This window comes from Luteimonas yanweni, from assembly GCF_039548475.1.
In the GTDB taxonomy this organism is placed as follows: domain Bacteria; phylum Pseudomonadota; class Gammaproteobacteria; order Xanthomonadales; family Xanthomonadaceae; genus Luteimonas.
On sequence record NZ_JBCLVC010000014.1, the window covers coordinates 334,403 to 350,591 of the forward strand.

General features: G+C 69.5%; 12 protein-coding genes. 7 read left to right on the forward strand and 5 right to left on the reverse strand.

Translation table 11 applies throughout. The features are described 5' to 3' along the window. Window positions 1–3: 3 nt before the first annotated feature. From sucC to WCE39_RS11720, 3 genes are all read left to right on the forward strand, one after another. Window positions 4–1,170 (forward strand): ADP-forming succinate--CoA ligase subunit beta, encoded by a 1,167-nt coding sequence (gene sucC / locus WCE39_RS11710; RefSeq protein ID WP_343276847.1) that lies wholly within the window; start codon window positions 4–6, stop codon window positions 1,168–1,170. A gap of 153 nt (window positions 1,171–1,323) precedes the next feature. After that, window positions 1,324–2,202: a succinate--CoA ligase subunit alpha gene (gene sucD, locus WCE39_RS11715; protein WP_343276848.1), complete on the forward strand. Its 879-nt coding sequence runs from the start codon at window positions 1,324–1,326 to the stop codon at window positions 2,200–2,202. A 174-nt stretch (window positions 2,203–2,376) separates the two neighbouring features. Beyond that, window positions 2,377–4,014, forward strand: a complete 1,638-nt coding sequence (locus WCE39_RS11720; protein ID WP_343276849.1) for an NAD+ synthase — start codon at window positions 2,377–2,379, stop codon at window positions 4,012–4,014. 14 nt (window positions 4,015–4,028) lie between these two features. On the opposite strand, the gene WCE39_RS11725 is transcribed toward WCE39_RS11720, so the two are convergent. Beyond that, a complete protein-coding gene (locus WCE39_RS11725) occupies window positions 4,029–4,883 on the reverse strand; it encodes an outer membrane protein assembly factor BamD (RefSeq protein WP_343276850.1) in 855 nt (284 codons plus the stop codon). Between the two features lie 92 nt (window positions 4,884–4,975). Between WCE39_RS11725 and rluD the strand changes: the two genes are divergently transcribed. From rluD to gloA, 3 genes are all read left to right on the forward strand, one after another. Next, complete coding sequence (gene rluD / locus WCE39_RS11730; RefSeq protein ID WP_343276851.1) at window positions 4,976–5,992, forward strand: 23S rRNA pseudouridine(1911/1915/1917) synthase RluD; 1,017 nt, start codon at window positions 4,976–4,978, stop codon at window positions 5,990–5,992. After that, window positions 5,989–6,819 (forward strand): peptidoglycan editing factor PgeF, encoded by an 831-nt coding sequence (gene pgeF, locus WCE39_RS11735; RefSeq protein WP_343276852.1) that lies wholly within the window; start codon window positions 5,989–5,991, stop codon window positions 6,817–6,819. The genes rluD and pgeF overlap by 4 nt, the downstream gene beginning before the upstream one ends. Window positions 6,820–6,890: 71 nt before the next feature. Then, window positions 6,891–7,418: a lactoylglutathione lyase gene (gene gloA / locus WCE39_RS11740; RefSeq protein WP_343276853.1), complete on the forward strand. Its 528-nt coding sequence runs from the start codon at window positions 6,891–6,893 to the stop codon at window positions 7,416–7,418. A gap of 157 nt (window positions 7,419–7,575) precedes the next feature. On the opposite strand, the gene otsA is transcribed toward gloA, so the two are convergent. Genes otsA through otsB form a run of 3 tightly spaced genes read right to left on the reverse strand, consistent with a single transcriptional unit; the run spans window position 7,576 to window position 11,600 of the window. Next, window positions 7,576–8,940, reverse strand: coding sequence for an alpha,alpha-trehalose-phosphate synthase (UDP-forming) (gene otsA / locus WCE39_RS11745; RefSeq protein ID WP_343276854.1), 1,365 nt, complete (start codon window positions 8,938–8,940; stop codon window positions 7,576–7,578). Between the two features lies 1 nt (window position 8,941). Beyond that, window positions 8,942–10,780, reverse strand: a complete 1,839-nt coding sequence (locus WCE39_RS11750) for a glycoside hydrolase family 15 protein (RefSeq protein ID WP_452299595.1) — start codon at window positions 10,778–10,780, stop codon at window positions 8,942–8,944. Between the two features lie 28 nt (window positions 10,781–10,808). Beyond that, a complete protein-coding gene (gene otsB, locus WCE39_RS11755) occupies window positions 10,809–11,600 on the reverse strand; it encodes a trehalose-phosphatase (RefSeq protein ID WP_343276856.1) in 792 nt (263 codons plus the stop codon). Window positions 11,601–11,745: 145 nt separating this feature from the next. Between otsB and clpB the strand changes: the two genes are divergently transcribed. After that, window positions 11,746–14,325: an ATP-dependent chaperone ClpB gene (clpB, locus tag WCE39_RS11760; protein ID WP_343276857.1), complete on the forward strand. Its 2,580-nt coding sequence runs from the start codon at window positions 11,746–11,748 to the stop codon at window positions 14,323–14,325. Window positions 14,326–14,354: 29 nt separating this feature from the next. Here clpB and ybaL read toward each other — a convergent pair whose 3' ends face one another. Next, window positions 14,355–16,061, reverse strand: a complete 1,707-nt coding sequence (ybaL, locus tag WCE39_RS11765) for a YbaL family putative K(+) efflux transporter (protein WP_343276858.1) — start codon at window positions 16,059–16,061, stop codon at window positions 14,355–14,357. Window positions 16,062–16,189 lie beyond the last annotated feature (128 nt).

Below are 16,189 nucleotides of genomic sequence, written 5' to 3' on the forward strand. Positions count from 1 at the left end.
CACATGAACTTCCACGAGTACCAGGCGAAGCAGCTCTTCGCCGATTACGGCATTGCAGTCCCGGCCGGGCGCGTCGCCCGGACCCCTGAAGAGGCGGTTGACGCCGCCAAGGCCATCGGCGGCGATTTCTGGGTGGTCAAGGCCCAGATCCACGCCGGCGGCCGCGGCAAGGCCGGCGGCGTCAAGCTCTGCCGCTCGCTCGACGAGGTGCGCGAGCACGCCAAGGGCATGCTCGGCAAGAAGATGGCGACCTACCAGACGGCCGGCATCGAGCTGCCGATCGACTCGGTGCTGGTGACCCAGGCCACCGACATCGACAAGGAGCTGTACCTGTCGGTGCTGGTGGACCGTTCGACCCAGTCGGTGACCTTCATCGCGTCCAGCGAAGGCGGCATGGACATCGAGCAGGTGGCCGCCGAGACGCCCGAGAAGATCCAGTCGCTCAACGTGAACTTCATCCAGGGCCTGCAGCCCTACCAGTGCCGCGACATGGGCTTCGCCCTGGGCCTGACCGGCAAGCAGGTCAACCAGCTCTCGAAGATCATGATGGGCCTGTACAAGCTGTTCAACGAGAAGGACCTGGCGCTGGTCGAGCTGAACCCGCTGGCCATCCTCACCGACGGCAACCTCGCGGTGCTGGACGGCAAGGTCGACTCCGACGACAACGCCGGCTTCCGCCACGCGGACCTGGTCGCCATGCGCGACATCCGCCAGGAAGACGAGACCGAGGTCAAGGCCAGCCAGCACGACCTGAACTACGTGACCATGGACGGCAACATCGGCTGCATGGTCAATGGCGCGGGCCTGGCCATGGCCACGATGGACGTGATCCAGCTGGAAGGCGGCTCGCCCGCGAACTTCCTCGACGTCGGCGGCGGCGCCACCAAGGAGCGCGTGACCGAGGCGTTCAAGCTGATCCTCTCGTCGGATGACGTGAAGGCGATCTTCGTCAATATCTTCGGCGGCATCGTGCGCTGCGACATGATCGCCGAAGGCATCATCGCCGCGGTCAAGGAAGTCGACGTCAAGGTCCCGGTGATCGTGCGCCTCGAGGGCACGAACGTGGACGCGGGCAAGGAGCTCTTGAAGAACTCCGGCCTGGCCATCACCGCCGCCGACAACATCAACGACGGCGCCCGCAAGGCTGTCGAAGCCGCGAAGGCCGCCTGAGCCCCGACATCCACCATATTTCTTCCTGCCACCTGGGCCTTGACCCTGTGGGAGCGGCTACAGCCGCGATTCCCGCACGGCCAAGACAGAAATCGCGGCTATAGCCGCTCCCACAGGTGGGGCGCGGAAGACACAGAAGAACCGAGGAAACACATGAGCGTTCTCGTCAACAAAGACACCAAGGTGATCGTGCAGGGTTTCACCGGCACGCAGGGCACCTTCCACGCCGAGCAGATGCTCGAGTACGGCACCAAGGTCGTGGGCGGCGTGACCCCCGGCAAGGGCGGCACCGAGCACCTGGGCCTGCCCGTGTTCAACACCGTGGCCGATGCCGTGGGCGAAACCGGCGCCAATGCGTCGGTGATCTACGTGCCGCCACCGTTCGCGGCCGACGCGATCCTTGAAGCCGCGGATGCCGGCATCAAGGTCATCGTGTGCATCACCGAGGGCATCCCGGTGCTGGACATGCTGCGCGTCAAGAAGACCCTGGTCACGACCTACCCGGACACCGTGCTGGTGGGCCCGAACTGCCCCGGCGTGATCACCCCGGGCGAGTGCAAGATCGGCATCATGCCGGGCCACATCCACATGCCGGGCAAGATCGCCATCGTCTCGCGCTCGGGCACGCTGACCTATGAAGCGGTCAAGCAGACCACCGACGCCGGCCTCGGCCAGTCGACGGTGATCGGCATCGGCGGCGATCCGATCAACGGCCTGAACTTCATCGACTGTCTGAAGCTGTTCCAGGACGACGAGCAGACCCAGGGCATCATCATGGTCGGGGAGATCGGCGGTTCGGCCGAGGAAGAAGCGGCCGAGTTCATCGCCGAGTACGTGACCAAGCCGGTGGTGGGCTTCATCGCCGGTGCGTCGGCCCCGAAGGGCAAGCGCATGGGCCACGCCGGCGCGATCGCCTCGGGCGACTCGGGCACGGCCGAAGGCAAGTTCGCCGCGATGGAGAAGGCCGGCGTCACCACCGTGCGTTCGCCTGGCGACCTGGGTGCCGCCATCGCGAAGCGCCTGGCCGGCTGATCCGGCGCCTCCCGTGGGAGCGGCCATGGCCGCGATCGCGTTGCAGCGATCGCCGCCATATCGGCTCCGGCAAGGGATGCGTTCCAGGAAGGCCGCCGCGAGGCGGCCTTTTTCGTGCCTGCACGGAAATGCGACCATCATGGCCACCCCACGTCGAGCCACTGGAACCCTCCAATGACCGAACACCTCCGCATCGCCCTGGCCCAGTTCGATTTCCCGGTGGGCGACGTCGCCGGCAACACGACGCGCATCGCCGCCATGATCGGCGAGGCGCGCGACGAATTCGGCGCCGACATCGTGGTGTTCCCGGAACTCGCGGTCAGCGGCTATCCGCCGGAGGACCTGCTCATGCGGCCGCAGTTCCTGGCCGACTGCGAGCAGGCGCTGCGCACCGTCGCCGATGCGGCGACCGGCATCGTCGCCATCGTCGGCTGGCCGGAATCGGCCGGCAGCGTGCTGTACAACTCGGCCAGCGTGCTGCGCGACGGCCGCATCGAACGCACCTATCGCAAGCGCGAGCTGCCCAACTACAACGTGTTCGACGAGCGCCGCTACTTCCACGTCGATCCCGACGGCGGCAGCTGCGTGTTCGAGGTCAAGGGCGTGCCGGTGGGCCTGCTGGTGTGCGAGGACCTGTGGTTCGTCGAGCCCATCGCCGACACGGTGGCGCAGGGCGCGCAGCTGGTGCTGGTGCCCAACGCCTCGCCCTTCGAGCGTGGCAAGCACGCGCAGCGCGACGCGATGATCGCCGCGCACACGCGCGATACCGGCGCGGCGCTGGCCTATCTCAACGTGGTGGGCGGGCAGGATGCGCTGGTGTTCGACGGCTCATCGGTGGTCGCCGACGGCGACGGCACGGTGCATCCGGCCGCGGCCGCGTTCACCGACCAGTGGCTGGTGGTGGACTATGACGTCGCGCGTCGCGCGTTCACGCCCATCGTGTGGATGGACGACGGCGACGAGAGCATGGACGCGATGGCCTGGCGCGCGGTGGTGCGGGGAATCCGCGACTACTTCGGCAAGAACGGTTTCCGCCGCGCCTGGCTGGGGCTGTCGGGCGGCATCGATTCGTCGATCGTGCTGGCGATGGCGGTGGAAGCACTGGGCGCGGACAACGTGACCGCGGTGCGCATGCCCTCGCGCTACACGGCGGAGCTCAGCAACGATCTTGCCGCCGAGCAGTGCCGCGCGCTGGGCGTGGAGATGATGACGGTGCCGATCGGGCCGGCATTCGACGGCCTGCTGGCCAGCCTGGGCGATGCCTTCGACGGCCGCGAGGCCGACGTGACCGAGGAGAACCTGCAGTCGCGCGCGCGCGGGATGATCCTGATGGCGCTGTCGAACAAGCTCGGCGGCCTGGTGCTGACCACCGGAAACAAGAGCGAGTACGCGGTCGGCTATGCCACCATCTACGGCGACATGGCCGGTGCCTACGCGCCGATCAAGGACCTGTACAAGACGGAGGTCTACGGGCTTTCCAAGTGGCGCAACACCGTGGGCGGCGCCCCGGTGATCCCGCCCGCGGTGATCGCGAGGCCGCCATCGGCGGAGCTGCGCGAGAACCAGCTGGACCAGGATTCACTGCCGCCCTACGACGTGCTGGACGCGATCCTCTTGCGCTTCGTCGACCAGGAGCAGTCGCGCGACGAGGTCTGCGCGGCGGGCTTCGATGCGGCGGTGGTGGATCGCGTGGTGGCGCTGGTGCGGCGCAGCGAATGGAAGCGCCAGCAGGCCGCCCCGGGTCCGAAGATCTCCCGCCGCGCCTTCGGCCGCGAGCGCAGGTACCCGATCACCAACAGGTACCCGCACTAACCGCGATTCCCGGCTTACCGGATCGCGGAACGCTCGCTGGCGAAGGGGTTGAGCTTGCGGATGGTCCACGGATAGTCCGGCCAGTCGCCCGTGAGGTACGGATGGTCGGGCTCGTTCAGCTCGAGCACGCGGCGCGCGTCGTTGGCCAGGGCGTCGTTGCCCAGTTCGGCGTAGGCGCCGGCGAGGACGGCCACGGCGTCGTTCTGGTATTCACTCTGCGGGTAGGTCTCGAGCAGGTAGCGGGCGCGCTCGGCGGCACCTACCCAGGCGTCGCGGCGCATGTAATACAGCGCCGTCTCGATCTCGTGGCGGGCGAACGTGTTGCGCAGCGCGGCCATGCGGTTGCGCGCGTCGGCGGCATAGCGGCTGTTGGGGTAGCGTTCGGCCACGGTGCGCAGGTCGTTGTAGCCCTGCATGGGCGTGGCCAGGTCGCGGCGGCTGGTGTCGAGGTTCCACGCGCGCTGCAGGAATACCGTATCGCGGGACGAGTTCACCAGGCCGCGCAGGTAGTACATGTAGGCCACGTTGCGGTGCGTGGGATAGGTGCGGATGAAGCGGTCCACCGACGACACGGCGTCGTCGTGGCGGCCCATCTTGTACTGGGCGTAGGCGATTTCCATCAGCGCCTGCTCGGTGTACGGGCCGTAGGGGTACTGCGCGACCAGGCGGCGGTAGGTGGTGGTGGCGCCGTTCCAGTTGCCGCTGCGCATCGACCGGTAGCCCTTGTCGTACAGGGCCTCGACGGCCACGCCTTCATCGGCCTCCTTGTCCTTGAACATGCCCTTCATCCGCGCGCAGCCCGAGATGGAGAACATGGCCAGCAGCAGGAGCAGCAGGGCGCTGCGGAACAGGAGGGTGCTTCGGGTCATGGGACGTCCGGGGCGGCGAGGGCGTGAACCGGGGATAATAGCAGCCACCACCCGCCCGCCAGCGGCCACGCCTGAACCCGAGCCGACACCCCATGACCGACGACCACGACGCCGAGATCCCGGAAGCCGCCGCAGATGCCCCACGGGCCGCCCGCGTGCCCGATGCCATGGCCGGGCGGCGCTTCGACGCGGTGCTGGCCGAACTGTTCCCCGAGTTTTCGCGCTCGCGCCTGGCCGCCTGGGTGAAATCGGGCGACGTGCTGCTCGACGGCGCCACCGTGCGCCCGCGCGAGGCCGTCCGCGGCGGCCAGGAAATACTGCTCACCGCCACCCTGGAGGTCCAGGTCAGTGCCGGGCCCGAGGACATCCCGCTGTCGGTGCTGTACGAGGACTCCGAGGTCCTGGTGATCGACAAGCCCGCGGGCCTGGTGGTGCACCCCGGCGCCGGCAACCACACCGGCACGCTTGTGAATGCGCTGCTGTTCCGCGATCCGGCGTTCGCCGCGGTGCCGCGTGCGGGCATCGTGCATCGCCTCGACAAGGACACCTCCGGCGTCATGGTGGTGGCCCGCACCCTGCAGGCGCATGCCGCGCTGGTGGCGCAGCTGTCGGCGCGCGACGTGCACCGGCAGTACCTGGCGATCGTGGTCGGCGCGCTGGTCTCCGGCGGCACGGTGGAGGCGCCGATCGACCGCCATCCGCGCGACCGCCTGCGCATGGCGGTGCGCGAGGAAGGGCGCGAGGCCACCACCCATTACCGCCTGCAGGAGCGGTTCCGTGCCCATACCGCGCTTGAGTGCCGCCTGGAGACCGGGCGCACCCACCAGATCCGCGTCCACATGGCACACCTGAAGTTCCCGATCGTCGGCGATCCGCTGTACGGCGGGCCGGTGCGGCTGCCGCGCGCGGCAGCGGACGGGCTGGTCGAAACGCTGCGCGGATTCCGCCGCCAGGCGCTGCACGCACAGGTGCTGGAATTCGTGCATCCGACCAGCGGCGAGCCGGTGCGCTGCGAGGCGCCGCTGCCCGAGGACATGCAGGCCCTGGTCCGAGAGCTGCGGGCCGATGCGGCCGCGCATGCGGTCACCGGGTCGGGCGTGCGCCGATGACCGGCGCGGCCGGGACGGGCGGCATCCGCACGGGATCGCTGCGCCGGGCCTGGCTGGACGCGGATTGGCCCGCGCCACCGGGCGTGCGCGCGCTGGTGACGCTGCGCCACGGCGCCGGTGCATCGATGGTGCCCTTCGACCGCTTCAACCTGGGCAATGTGCACGGCGCGGGCGGCGACGACCCGGTCATCGTGGCGGCGAACCGCGCGGAGCTGGTGGATCGCGCCGACCTGCCTTCGGCGCCCCACTGGCTGCGCCAGGTGCACGGCACCGGCGTGCTGCGGGTCGACGACGTGCTTCCCTACGGCAACGCGACCGCCGAGCGCGGGCGCATGGCGGCCGAGCCGGAGGCCGATGCCGCGGTCACCGGCGTCCCGGGCGTGGTGCTGGCCATCCTCACCGCCGACTGCCTGCCGGTGGTGTTCGCCGCCCGCGACGCCGGCGAGGTGGCGGTCGCCCACGCGGGCTGGCGCGGACTGGCCGCGGGCGTGCTGGAACGCACGATCGCGACGATGCAGGCCGCGCCTGGCGAAATCCTGGCCTGGCTGGGTCCTGCAGCGGGGCCGGCGGCCTACGAGGTCGGCGCCGAGGTGCGCGATGCGTTCGTCGCCGGGGATCCGGCTGCGGACGCGGCGTTCGCGGCGACGCGCGCCGGACACTGGCACGTGGACCTGTACGCGCTGGCGCGGCGACGCCTGTGCGCTGCCGGCATGGCCGGCGCAGACATCCACGGCGGCGGCGAATGCACGATGTCCGATCGCCGGTTCTTCTCCCACCGCCGCGACGCGCGCACCGGGCGCATGGCGACGCTGGCCTGGCTGGACTGAGGCTTTCCGCGCTCCAGCGACCGCAACCGGCTGCAGCGATAATGGCGTCCCCCCCCATGAGGATGCCGATCATGACCAATGCCATCGCCAGCCTGGCCAACGTGCCCGGCGTTGCCGCGCGCGACACCGCGACCAGCGGCTTCGTGTTCAACCACACCATGCTGCGGATCAAGGATCCGCGCGCTTCGCTGGATTTCTATACCCGCGTGCTGGGCTTCAGCCTGGTGCGGCACAACGACTTTCCGGAAGCGGAGTTCTCGCTCTACTTCCTTGCCATCGTCGACCCGGCGGACATCCCCGGCGACGAAGGCGAGCGCAAGGCCTGGGTCGCCGGCCTGCAGGGCGTGCTTGAGCTCACCCACAACCACGGCACCGAATCGCAGGACGGCGCGGTGTACCACGACGGCAACAGCGAGCCGCGCGGCTTCGGGCATATCTGCCTGAGCGTGCCCGACGTGCGCGCGGCCTGCGCGCGCTTCGAGGAATTGGGCGTGCCCTTCCAGAAGCGCCTGACCGACGGGCGGATGAAGGAAATCGCCTTCATCAAGGATCCGGACGGGTATTGGGTGGAGATCATCCAGCCGACGCCCCTGGGCTGACACGCGCTGTTGCAGGGGCGCCATGGCGGCAAATCGCGGCCATGGCCGCTCCCACAAAAGACAGGGTGTCGCTTTTGTGGGAGCCGCTATAGCGGCGATCGATGTCATGCAGGCGCCGCCTGGCAGCGCGCGACGATGGCTGCTCCCGCAGGGCGGGTCAGGCCGTGAGGGTCTCGAGGAAATCGCGCCGCCAGGCGTGGATGTCATAGCCCTCGATCCGGTCCATCATCGCGCGCCAGCGCTGGCGGCGTTCGTCCAGCGGCATCGCGTGGGCTTCGGCGATGGTGTCGGCGACGCCGTCGACGTCGTAGGGATTGACCTGCAGCGCCTCGTGCAGCTCCTGGGCGGCGCCGGCGAAGCGTGACAGCACCAGCACGCCGGGATCGGCCGGGTCCTGCGCGGCCACGTATTCCTTGGCGACCAGGTTCATGCCGTCGCGCATGGGCGTGACCAGGGCGATGTCGGCGATGCGGTAGAAGCCGGCCAGCACGTCGTGCGGGAAGTTGCGGTTGATGTAGCGCACCGGCGTCCAGTCGGGCACCGCGTGGCCGCTGTTGATGTGGCCGCTGAGCGTTTCCAGCTCGCGCCGCAGGCTCCGGTATTCCGGCACGTCGCTGCGCGAAGGCGGGGCGATCTGCAGGAACGTGATGCGCCCGCCCTGGTTGGGATGGCGCTCGAGATGCCGTTCGAAGGCGCGGAAGCGCTCCGGCAGGCCCTTCGAGTAGTCCAGGCGGTCGACGCCGATGGCGAGCGCGCGCCCGCCAAGGCTCTCATGCAGCCGCCGCACCGGAAGTCGCTTCATCGCGCGCACGGCCAGGCCGGCGATCGTGGGTACGTCGATGCCGATCGGGAACGCGCCGCCGCGGAAGCGCCGGCCGTTCGCGGTTTCCATCACCCCGTCCTCGACCACCCGGCCGCGCCCGAACAGGCGCACGTAGTCCTGGAAGCGCTCGAGGTCGCGCCGGGTCTGGAAGCCCACCAGGTCGTAGGATGCCAGCGCGGCGAACAGTTCGCGGTGGTGCGGCAGCGCCGCCAGCAGGTCTGACGAGGGCATCGGCGTGTGCAGGAAGAAGCCGATTCGGTTGCCGATGCCGCGTTCGCGCAGGCGCTGCGCAAGCGGGATCAGGTGGTAGTCATGGACCCAGATCACGTCGTCCGCGCGCAGCTCCGGCACCAGGCGGTCGGCGAACAGCACGTTGACGCGCCGATAGCCGTCGTAGGTCGCGCGCGTGTAGTCCACCAGGTCCATGCGGAAGTGCAGCAGCGGCCACAGCGTGCGGTTGGCGAAGCCGTTGTAGTAGGCGTCGAAATCCGCCGCCGAGAGGTCCATCACCGAATAGCGCGTGCCGCCGTCGGCGTGTTCGTGCATCGTCCCGGAGGTCGCGGCGGCGGACTCGCCGCTCCAGCCGAACCACAAGCCCCCGCGCTCGGCCAGCGCGGCGCGCAGGGCGATGGCCAGGCCGCCGGCCCGGTCTTCGTCGGGCAGGGTGACGCGGTTGGAGACCACCACCAGCCGCGCCACGTCAGGTGGCCTCGGACCAGGGCCGCGACAGGCGCATCGCGGTCATCACCACGCCAACGTGGGAGTACGTCTGGGGGAAGTTGCCCCAGGCTTCGCCATCGTCGAAGGCCAGGTCCTCCGACAGCAGGCCAAGGGGGTTGCGCCGGGCAAGCAGACTTTCGAACTGCTGCCGCGCCTCGTCCACGCGTCCGATGGCGGCGAGCGCATCGATGTACCAGAAGCTGCAGATGGTGAAGCTGGTTTCCGGGTGCCCGAAATCGTCCGGGGCGATGTACCGGAACAGCGAGGTGCCACGGCGCAGGTCGCGGCCGATGGCTTCGACCGTGGCCACGAAGCGCGGGTCGCGGGCGTCGATGAAGCCGAGCTCGGCGAGCAGCAGCAGGCTGGCGTCCAGGCGCCGGCCGTCGGCGGATTCGACGAAATGCCCCAGCTCCTCGTCCCAGGCGCGCTCGAGGATGATGTCGCGCATGGCATCGGCGCGCTGGCGCCAGTGCGTGGCGCGGTCGGCCAGCCCCAGGTGCGCGGCGATGCGCGCAAGGCGGTCGCAGGCGGCCCAGCACATCACGCTGGAATAGGTGTGCACCTCGGCGCGGCCACGGAATTCCCAGATGCCGGCGTCCGGCTCGTCGTGAAGCGCCCAGGCATGCTCGCCCAGGGGCTCCAGGCGGTGGAATGCGGCGACGTCGCCGGGACGCTCCAGGCGCTGGTCGAAGAACAGCTGGGTCGCGGCCAGCACCACGCTTCCGTACACGTCGTGCTGCTTCTGGATCCAGGCCAGGTTGCCGCGGCGCACCGGTCCCATGCCGCGGTAGCCGGCCAGCGCGGGCATGGCGTGCTCTTCCAGCCGGTCCTCGTAGGCGATGCCGTAGAGGGGCTGCAGGGTGCCGTCGTCACCGGTGGCGAGGTTGAGCACGTAGCGCAGGTAGCCCTCCATGGTGCGCGTGGCGCCAAGGCGGTTGAGCGCGCGCACCACGAAGGCCGAGTCGCGCAGCCAGCAGTAGCGGTAGTCCCAGTTGCGCTCGCTGTGCGGCGCCTCGGGAATCGAGGTGGTGATGGCGGCCACGATCGCGCCGGTTTCCTCGTACTGGCACAGCTTGAGCGTGATCGCGCTGCGGATCACCGCCTCCTGCCATTCCAGCGGGATCGACAGCGAGCGCACCCAGTCGCGCCAGTAGTCGATGGTCAGCCGCTCGGCCCGGTGCGCGAAGCCCTGTACCGATTCGGTGAGCGTTTCGTCCGGGCCCAGCACCAGGTGGCGCTCGCCGTCGAGCTCGAAGGGCAGCGATTCGCGCACCAGGCGCACCGGCACGTCGCTGGTCAGGCGCAGGGTGAAGCCGGGCAGCAGGTAGCGGATGTGGTTGCTGCCCCAGGTCTGTGCGGGCACCTCGGCGCCGTAGTCGGCCAGGGGGCGCAGCGCCACCCGGATGCGCGGCCGGCCGGACAGCGGACGCAGCCGCCTGACCAGCATCACCGGCCGGTAGAAGCGGCCGTGCTGGCGCCAGCGCGGCATGCAGTCGGTGATCTCCACCGCGCCGCCGTGGCGGTCGCGCAGCACGGTGCGGAGCACGGCAGTGTTGTCGACGTAGGCCTGCTCGGCGCGTTCGAAATCCTCGAGTTCGATGGCGTAGTCGCCGCCGCCGGCATTGGGCGAAAGCAGGGCGCAGAAGGCCGGGTCGCCATCGAAGGCGGGAATGCAGCACCACGTGACCCGCGCGCGGGCGTCGACCAGCGCGGCGACGCTGCCGTTGCCGATCAGTCCAAGATCAAGGCTGGCCCGCCCCACCGGTGCAGGATCAGGACCGGTCTGCCCCGCCTTTGTGTGAGCGGCTGCAGCCGCGATATCCACTCCGCTCAATGTCTTGTCCTGTTCACAGCTGCGCTCCGCTCACTGCGCCGTTGCGATCCATGCGCACTCCAATCCAGGCATGCACCTCCGCCGTCCCCGCCAACCCGAAGTGCGCCGCGCTTTCCCGCGGCCGCCCCACCAGTACGCTGACGCCGTCGCGCGCGTTGACCGCGGCGAAACCCGCCTCGTCGGTGATGTCATCGCCTGCAAATACCGGCAAGCGGCCTGCGAAGGGAGGCTCGGCAAGGAAGGCCAGGATCGCCGCGCCCTTGTCTGCGCGACCGCCCTTGTGTTCGGCGGGTCGCAGTTCAAGCACGTCATTGCCGGGCTGCAGGCGGTAGCCGGGCAGGCGGGGCAGCGCGGCGTTGGCGAAAGCCACGAGTTCGCCACTGGCGGCGGGCGCTGCGCGCCAGTGCAGCGCCAGCGCCGCGCCCTTGTCCTCGACCACGGCGCCGGGATAGCGGGCGGCCACCCGCGCGGCCTCGCTGCGGACCAGCGCCAGCGCGGCGGGTGTGGCGGGCGCGCGATGGCCACGACGGCCGTGGCGGCGCTCGAGGCCGTGCAGGCCGGCCGCGGGCATGACGGGTGGCGCAAGCAGTGCGTCGAGCGTGGCGATGGAGCGGCCGCTGATCAGGGCCAGGGCGCCATCGAGGCGCCCATGCAGCGCTGCCAGCGCTTCGCGCAGCGCCCCGGGCACGTCGACCGCGTCGGGATGCGGCGCGAAATCGAGCAGGGTGCCATCCACATCGAGGAACAGCGCGCAGCCGTCGTCGATGGCGGGCGGTGGCGGGAGCGCGGAGGTCTCGGCGGCCATGCGCCGCATTGTGTCCCGCCGCATGTGAGAGTTTCGCTAGGACACCCGCGGCCGCGCCTGCACCGGTGGCTTGAATTGGCCGTGCGGGGGCCGCATTTCCAAGGCAATGCCGGCCTGGCCGGCCACCGACAGCCGAGGCATCACCATGCGAATGGACAAACTCACCTCGCGTTTCCAGCAGGCGCTGGCCGACGCGCAGTCGCTGGCCGTGGGCCGCGACCACAACCTCATCGAACCGGCCCACGTGCTGGTGGCGCTGCTTGACGAGTCCGGCGGCGGCAGCGGGCCACTGCTGGCGCAGGCCGGCGTGAACGTGCCGCTGCTGCGCGAGCGCCTGGGCGAGATCCTGGAGAAGCTGCCGAAGGTGTCCGGCCAGGCCGGGCAGGTCTCGCTGGGCAACGACCTGGGGCGCCTGCTCAACCACACCGACAAACTGGCGCAGCAGCGCGGCGACGCCTTCATCGCGTCCGAGTTGTTCCTGCTCGCAGCGCTGGACGATGGCGGCGACGCCGGCCGCGCGCTGAAGGCCGCGGGTGCCGACAAGGCGCGCCTGGAGGCCGCCATCGACGCCATGCGCGGCGGCGACAGCGTCAACGAAGCCAGCGCCGAAGAGGCCCGCCAGGCGCTGGAGAAGTACACCATCGACCTCACCGCGCGCGCGGAGTCCGGCAAGCTCGACCCGGTGATCGGCCGTGACGAGGAGATCCGACGCACCATCCAGGTGCTACAGCGGCGCACCAAGAACAACCCGGTGCTGATCGGCGAACCCGGCGTGGGCAAGACCGCCATCGCCGAGGGCCTGGCGCAGCGCATCGTCAACAACGAGGTGCCCGAAGGCCTGCGCGGCAAGCGCGTGCTGTCGCTGGACATGGGCGCGCTGATCGCCGGCGCCAAGTTCCGCGGCGAATTCGAGGAGCGCCTGAAGGCGGTGCTGAACGACCTGGCCAAGAACGAGGGCCGGATCATCCTCTTCATCGACGAACTGCACACCATGGTCGGCGCCGGCAAGGCGGAAGGCTCGATGGATGCGGGAAACATGCTCAAGCCGGCCCTGGCGCGCGGCGAACTGCACTGCATCGGCGCGACCACGCTGGACGAGTACCGCAAGTACGTGGAAAAGGACGCGGCGCTGGAGCGGCGCTTCCAGAAGGTGTTCGTGGGCGAGCCCTCGGTGGAGGACACGATCGCGATCCTGCGCGGGCTGAAGGAAAAGTACGCGGTGCACCACGGCGTGGAGATCACCGATCCCGCGATCGTCGCCGCGGCGACGCTGTCGCACCGTTACATCGCCGACCGCCAACTGCCGGACAAGGCGATCGACCTGATGGACGAGGCGGCGAGCCGCATCCGGATGGAAATCGATTCCAAGCCCGAGGAGCTCGATCGCAAGGAGCGGCGCCTGATCCAGCTCAAGATCCAGCGCGAGGCGCTGAAGAAGGAGAAGGACGCCGAATCGAAGCAGCGCCTGGCGGATCTTGAAAGCGAGATCGCCGTGCTGGAGCGGGACTACAACGACCTTGAGGAAGTCTGGAAGGCCGAGAAGGCGACGCTGCATGGCGCGACCAGGATCAAGGAGCAGATCGAGGCCGCCAAGCTCGAGCTCGAGGCCGCGCAGCGCCGCCAGGACTTCGCGAAGATGAGCGAGATCCAGTACGGCCGGTTGCCGGAGCTGGAGAAGCAGGCGCGTGCGGCGCAGGAAGCCGAAACCAAGGGCTTCACCCTGCTGCAGGACAGGGTGACCGCGGAGGAGATCGCCGAGGTGGTCGCGCGCTGGACCGGGATCCCGGTCAGCAAGATGCTGGAAGGCGAGCGTGACAAGCTGCTGCGCATGGAGGAGGTGCTGCACTCGCGCGTGGTCGGCCAGCAGGAGGCGGTAAAGGTGGTGTCCGACGCCGTGCGCCGTTCGCGCGCGGGCCTGAGTGATCCCCACCGGCCGAGTGGTTCGTTCCTGTTCCTTGGCCCCACCGGCGTCGGCAAGACCGAGCTGTGCAAGGCGCTGGCCGAGTTCCTGTTCGATTCCAGCGACGCGATGGTGCGCATCGACATGAGCGAGTTCATGGAGAAGCACGCGGTGTCGCGCCTGGTCGGTGCGCCCCCGGGTTACGTGGGCTACGAGGAAGGCGGTTATCTCACCGAAGCCGTGCGCCGGCGCCCGTATAGCGTGATCCTGCTCGACGAAGTCGAGAAGGCGCACCCGGACGTGTTCAACATCCTGCTGCAGGTGCTCGACGACGGCCGCCTGACCGACGGCCAGGGGCGCACGGTGGATTTCCGCAACACGGTGATCGTGATGACGTCCAACCTCGGCAGCCAGATGATCCAGGAGCTCGACGGCGACGATTCGCCCGAGGCCTACATGCAGATGAAGGCGGGCGTCATGGCGGTGGTGCAGTCGCACTTCCGGCCGGAGTTCATCAACCGGCTGGACGACATCGTGGTCTTCCACTCGCTGGACAAGGCGCAGATCAAGGCGATCGCGCGCATCCAGATGGGCGGGCTCGAGAAGCGGCTGGGCGAGCGCGGGATCCGGCTCGAGGTCAGCGACGCCGCCTTTGACCTGCTGGGCGAGGCCGGCTTCGACCCGGTGTACGGCGCGCGCCCGTTGAAGCGCGCGATCCAGCAGCAGCTGGAGAACCCGCTGGCGCAGAAGATCCTGGCCGGCGAGTTCGGGCAGGGTGATGCGGTGAAGGTGGATGCCGAGGGCGGGAAGCTCACCTTCAGCTGAGCCGGCTCCCGCAAAAGGCGCTCCCGGAGTCAGGTGCGGACCGGCCGGTACGGTGGCGTCGCCATCACCATCTCCGCCAGCGAATAGGCAAGTTCGCGTTCGGCCAGCACGGCGCCATCCGCGCCGTGCGCCAGCAGGTGCTTCACCTCCGCATCGCTGTGCGCGCGCGCCAGGACGGTGATCGCCGGGTTCAGGGCCTTCAGCCGGGCGATCGTTTCGCCCGCCTCGAGCGCGTTGGGAATCGCGAACACCGCCAGCGCCGCGCGGCCGGGCGCCGTTTCCAGCATCACGGCTTCCGAAGCGGCGTTGCCGCGGACTGCGTGCAGGCCTTCCCCGCGGGCCGTTTCAACCAGTTCGGCGTCGTCCTCGATCACCACCAGCGGCACGCCGCGGGCATGCAGCAGGGTCGCCAGCTGGTGGCCGACGCGGCCGTAGCCGACCACGATGGCATGCCCCGACAGCGATTCCGGGAGCTGGTGGTTCGCGGCATCCGCGGCGACTTCGCGCGCGGTGGCGCTGGCGGCGTCCGCGACCGCGCTCGCGTCCTGGCGCGCAAGCCAGCGGTCGACCACGCCGAACGCGACCGGGTTGAGCATGATTGTAATCAGCGCGCCGGCCAGCACCAGGTCCTGGCCTTCCTCGGGCAGGATCCCGAGCGTCACGCCCAGGGCCGCGATGATGAAGGCGAACTCGCCGATCTGCGCGAGGCTGGCGGAGATCGTCAGCGCGGTCGACTTCGGATGTCCGAAACCACGCACGATCAGGTAGGCCGCCGCCGATTTTCCGAACATGATGATGAAGGTGGTCGCCAGCACCAGCAGCGGCTCGCGCAGCAGGATGGCGGGATCGAACAGCATGCCCACCGAGACGAAGAACAGCACGGCGAACGCATCGCGCATCGGCAGCGAATCCTGCGCGGCCTTCTGGCTGAGTTCCGATTCGTTGAGCAGCATGCCGGCGAAGAACGCGCCCAGCGCGAACGAGACCCCGAACAGCTCCGCCGAGCCCAGCGCGATGCCCAGCGCGATCGAGAGCACCGCCAGCGTGAACAGTTCGCGCGAACCGGTGCCGGCGGTGCGCTCCAGCATCCACGGGATCACCCGCCGCCCGACCACCAGCATCACCGCCACGAACAATGCCACCTGCACCAGGGTCTTGCCGATCTCGAGCGCCAGCCGCCCGGCCGACACCGGCTCGCCGGCCGCGTTGCCGAACACGCTCGCCACTGCAGGCATCAGCACCAGTGCCAGCACGCAGGCCAGGTCCTCGACGATCAGCCAGCCGACCGCGATCCGCCCGCGCGTGGTCTCCAGCAGCCGCCGCTGCTCCATCGCGCGCAGCAGCACCACGGTGCTGGCCGTGGCCAGCGAGAAGCCGAAGACGATGCCCTGCAGCGTCGGCCAGCCCAGCGCCGCCGCCAGCCCCCAGCCAAGCACGGTGGCGACGCTGATCTGCACCACCGCGCCCGGGATGGCGATGTGCTTCACCGCCATCAGGTCGCGGATGGAGAAGTGCAGGCCGACACCGAACATCAGCAGGATCACGCCGATCTCGGCCAGCTGCGGCGCCAACTCCTGGTCGCCGACGAAGCCGGGCGTGAACGGCCCGGCGATGATGCCCGCCACCAGGTAGCCGACCAGCGGCGACAGTCGCAGGCGATGCGCGGCCAGGCCCAGCACGTAGGCCAGCACGAATCCGACGGTGAGAATCGCGATGAGTTCGGTGTGGTGCGGCATCCGCGTGTCCGCTTGGGGTCGGGACAGAATAGTGGAGGCCGCGTGACGTTGGCTGGATCCCGGGCGCATGGCCCTGCAAGAGCGGCCTTTGTAGGAGCAGCTATAGCTGCGATCCGGCGGGGCGACCT

Excerpts from the sequence above, each read along its gene's own strand:
- sucC (WP_343276847.1), top strand. The coding sequence starts at position 4 with ATGAACTTCCACGAGTACCAGGCGAAGCAGCTCTTCGCCGATTACGGC.
- gloA (WP_343276853.1), top strand. The coding sequence starts at position 6,891 with ATGACCAATGCCATCGCCAGCCTGGCCAACGTGCCCGGCGTTGCCGCG.
- sucD (WP_343276848.1), top strand. The coding sequence starts at position 1,324 with ATGAGCGTTCTCGTCAACAAAGACACCAAGGTGATCGTGCAGGGTTTC.
- ybaL (WP_343276858.1), bottom strand. The coding sequence starts at position 16,061 with ATGCCGCACCACACCGAACTCATCGCGATTCTCACCGTCGGATTCGTG.
- WCE39_RS11720 (WP_343276849.1), top strand. The coding sequence starts at position 2,377 with ATGACCGAACACCTCCGCATCGCCCTGGCCCAGTTCGATTTCCCGGTG.
- pgeF (WP_343276852.1), top strand. The coding sequence starts at position 5,989 with ATGACCGGCGCGGCCGGGACGGGCGGCATCCGCACGGGATCGCTGCGC.
- rluD (WP_343276851.1), top strand. The coding sequence starts at position 4,976 with ATGACCGACGACCACGACGCCGAGATCCCGGAAGCCGCCGCAGATGCC.
- clpB (WP_343276857.1), top strand. The coding sequence starts at position 11,746 with ATGCGAATGGACAAACTCACCTCGCGTTTCCAGCAGGCGCTGGCCGAC.
- WCE39_RS11725 (WP_343276850.1), bottom strand. The coding sequence starts at position 4,883 with ATGACCCGAAGCACCCTCCTGTTCCGCAGCGCCCTGCTGCTCCTGCTG.
- otsB (WP_343276856.1), bottom strand. The coding sequence starts at position 11,600 with ATGGCCGCCGAGACCTCCGCGCTCCCGCCACCGCCCGCCATCGACGAC.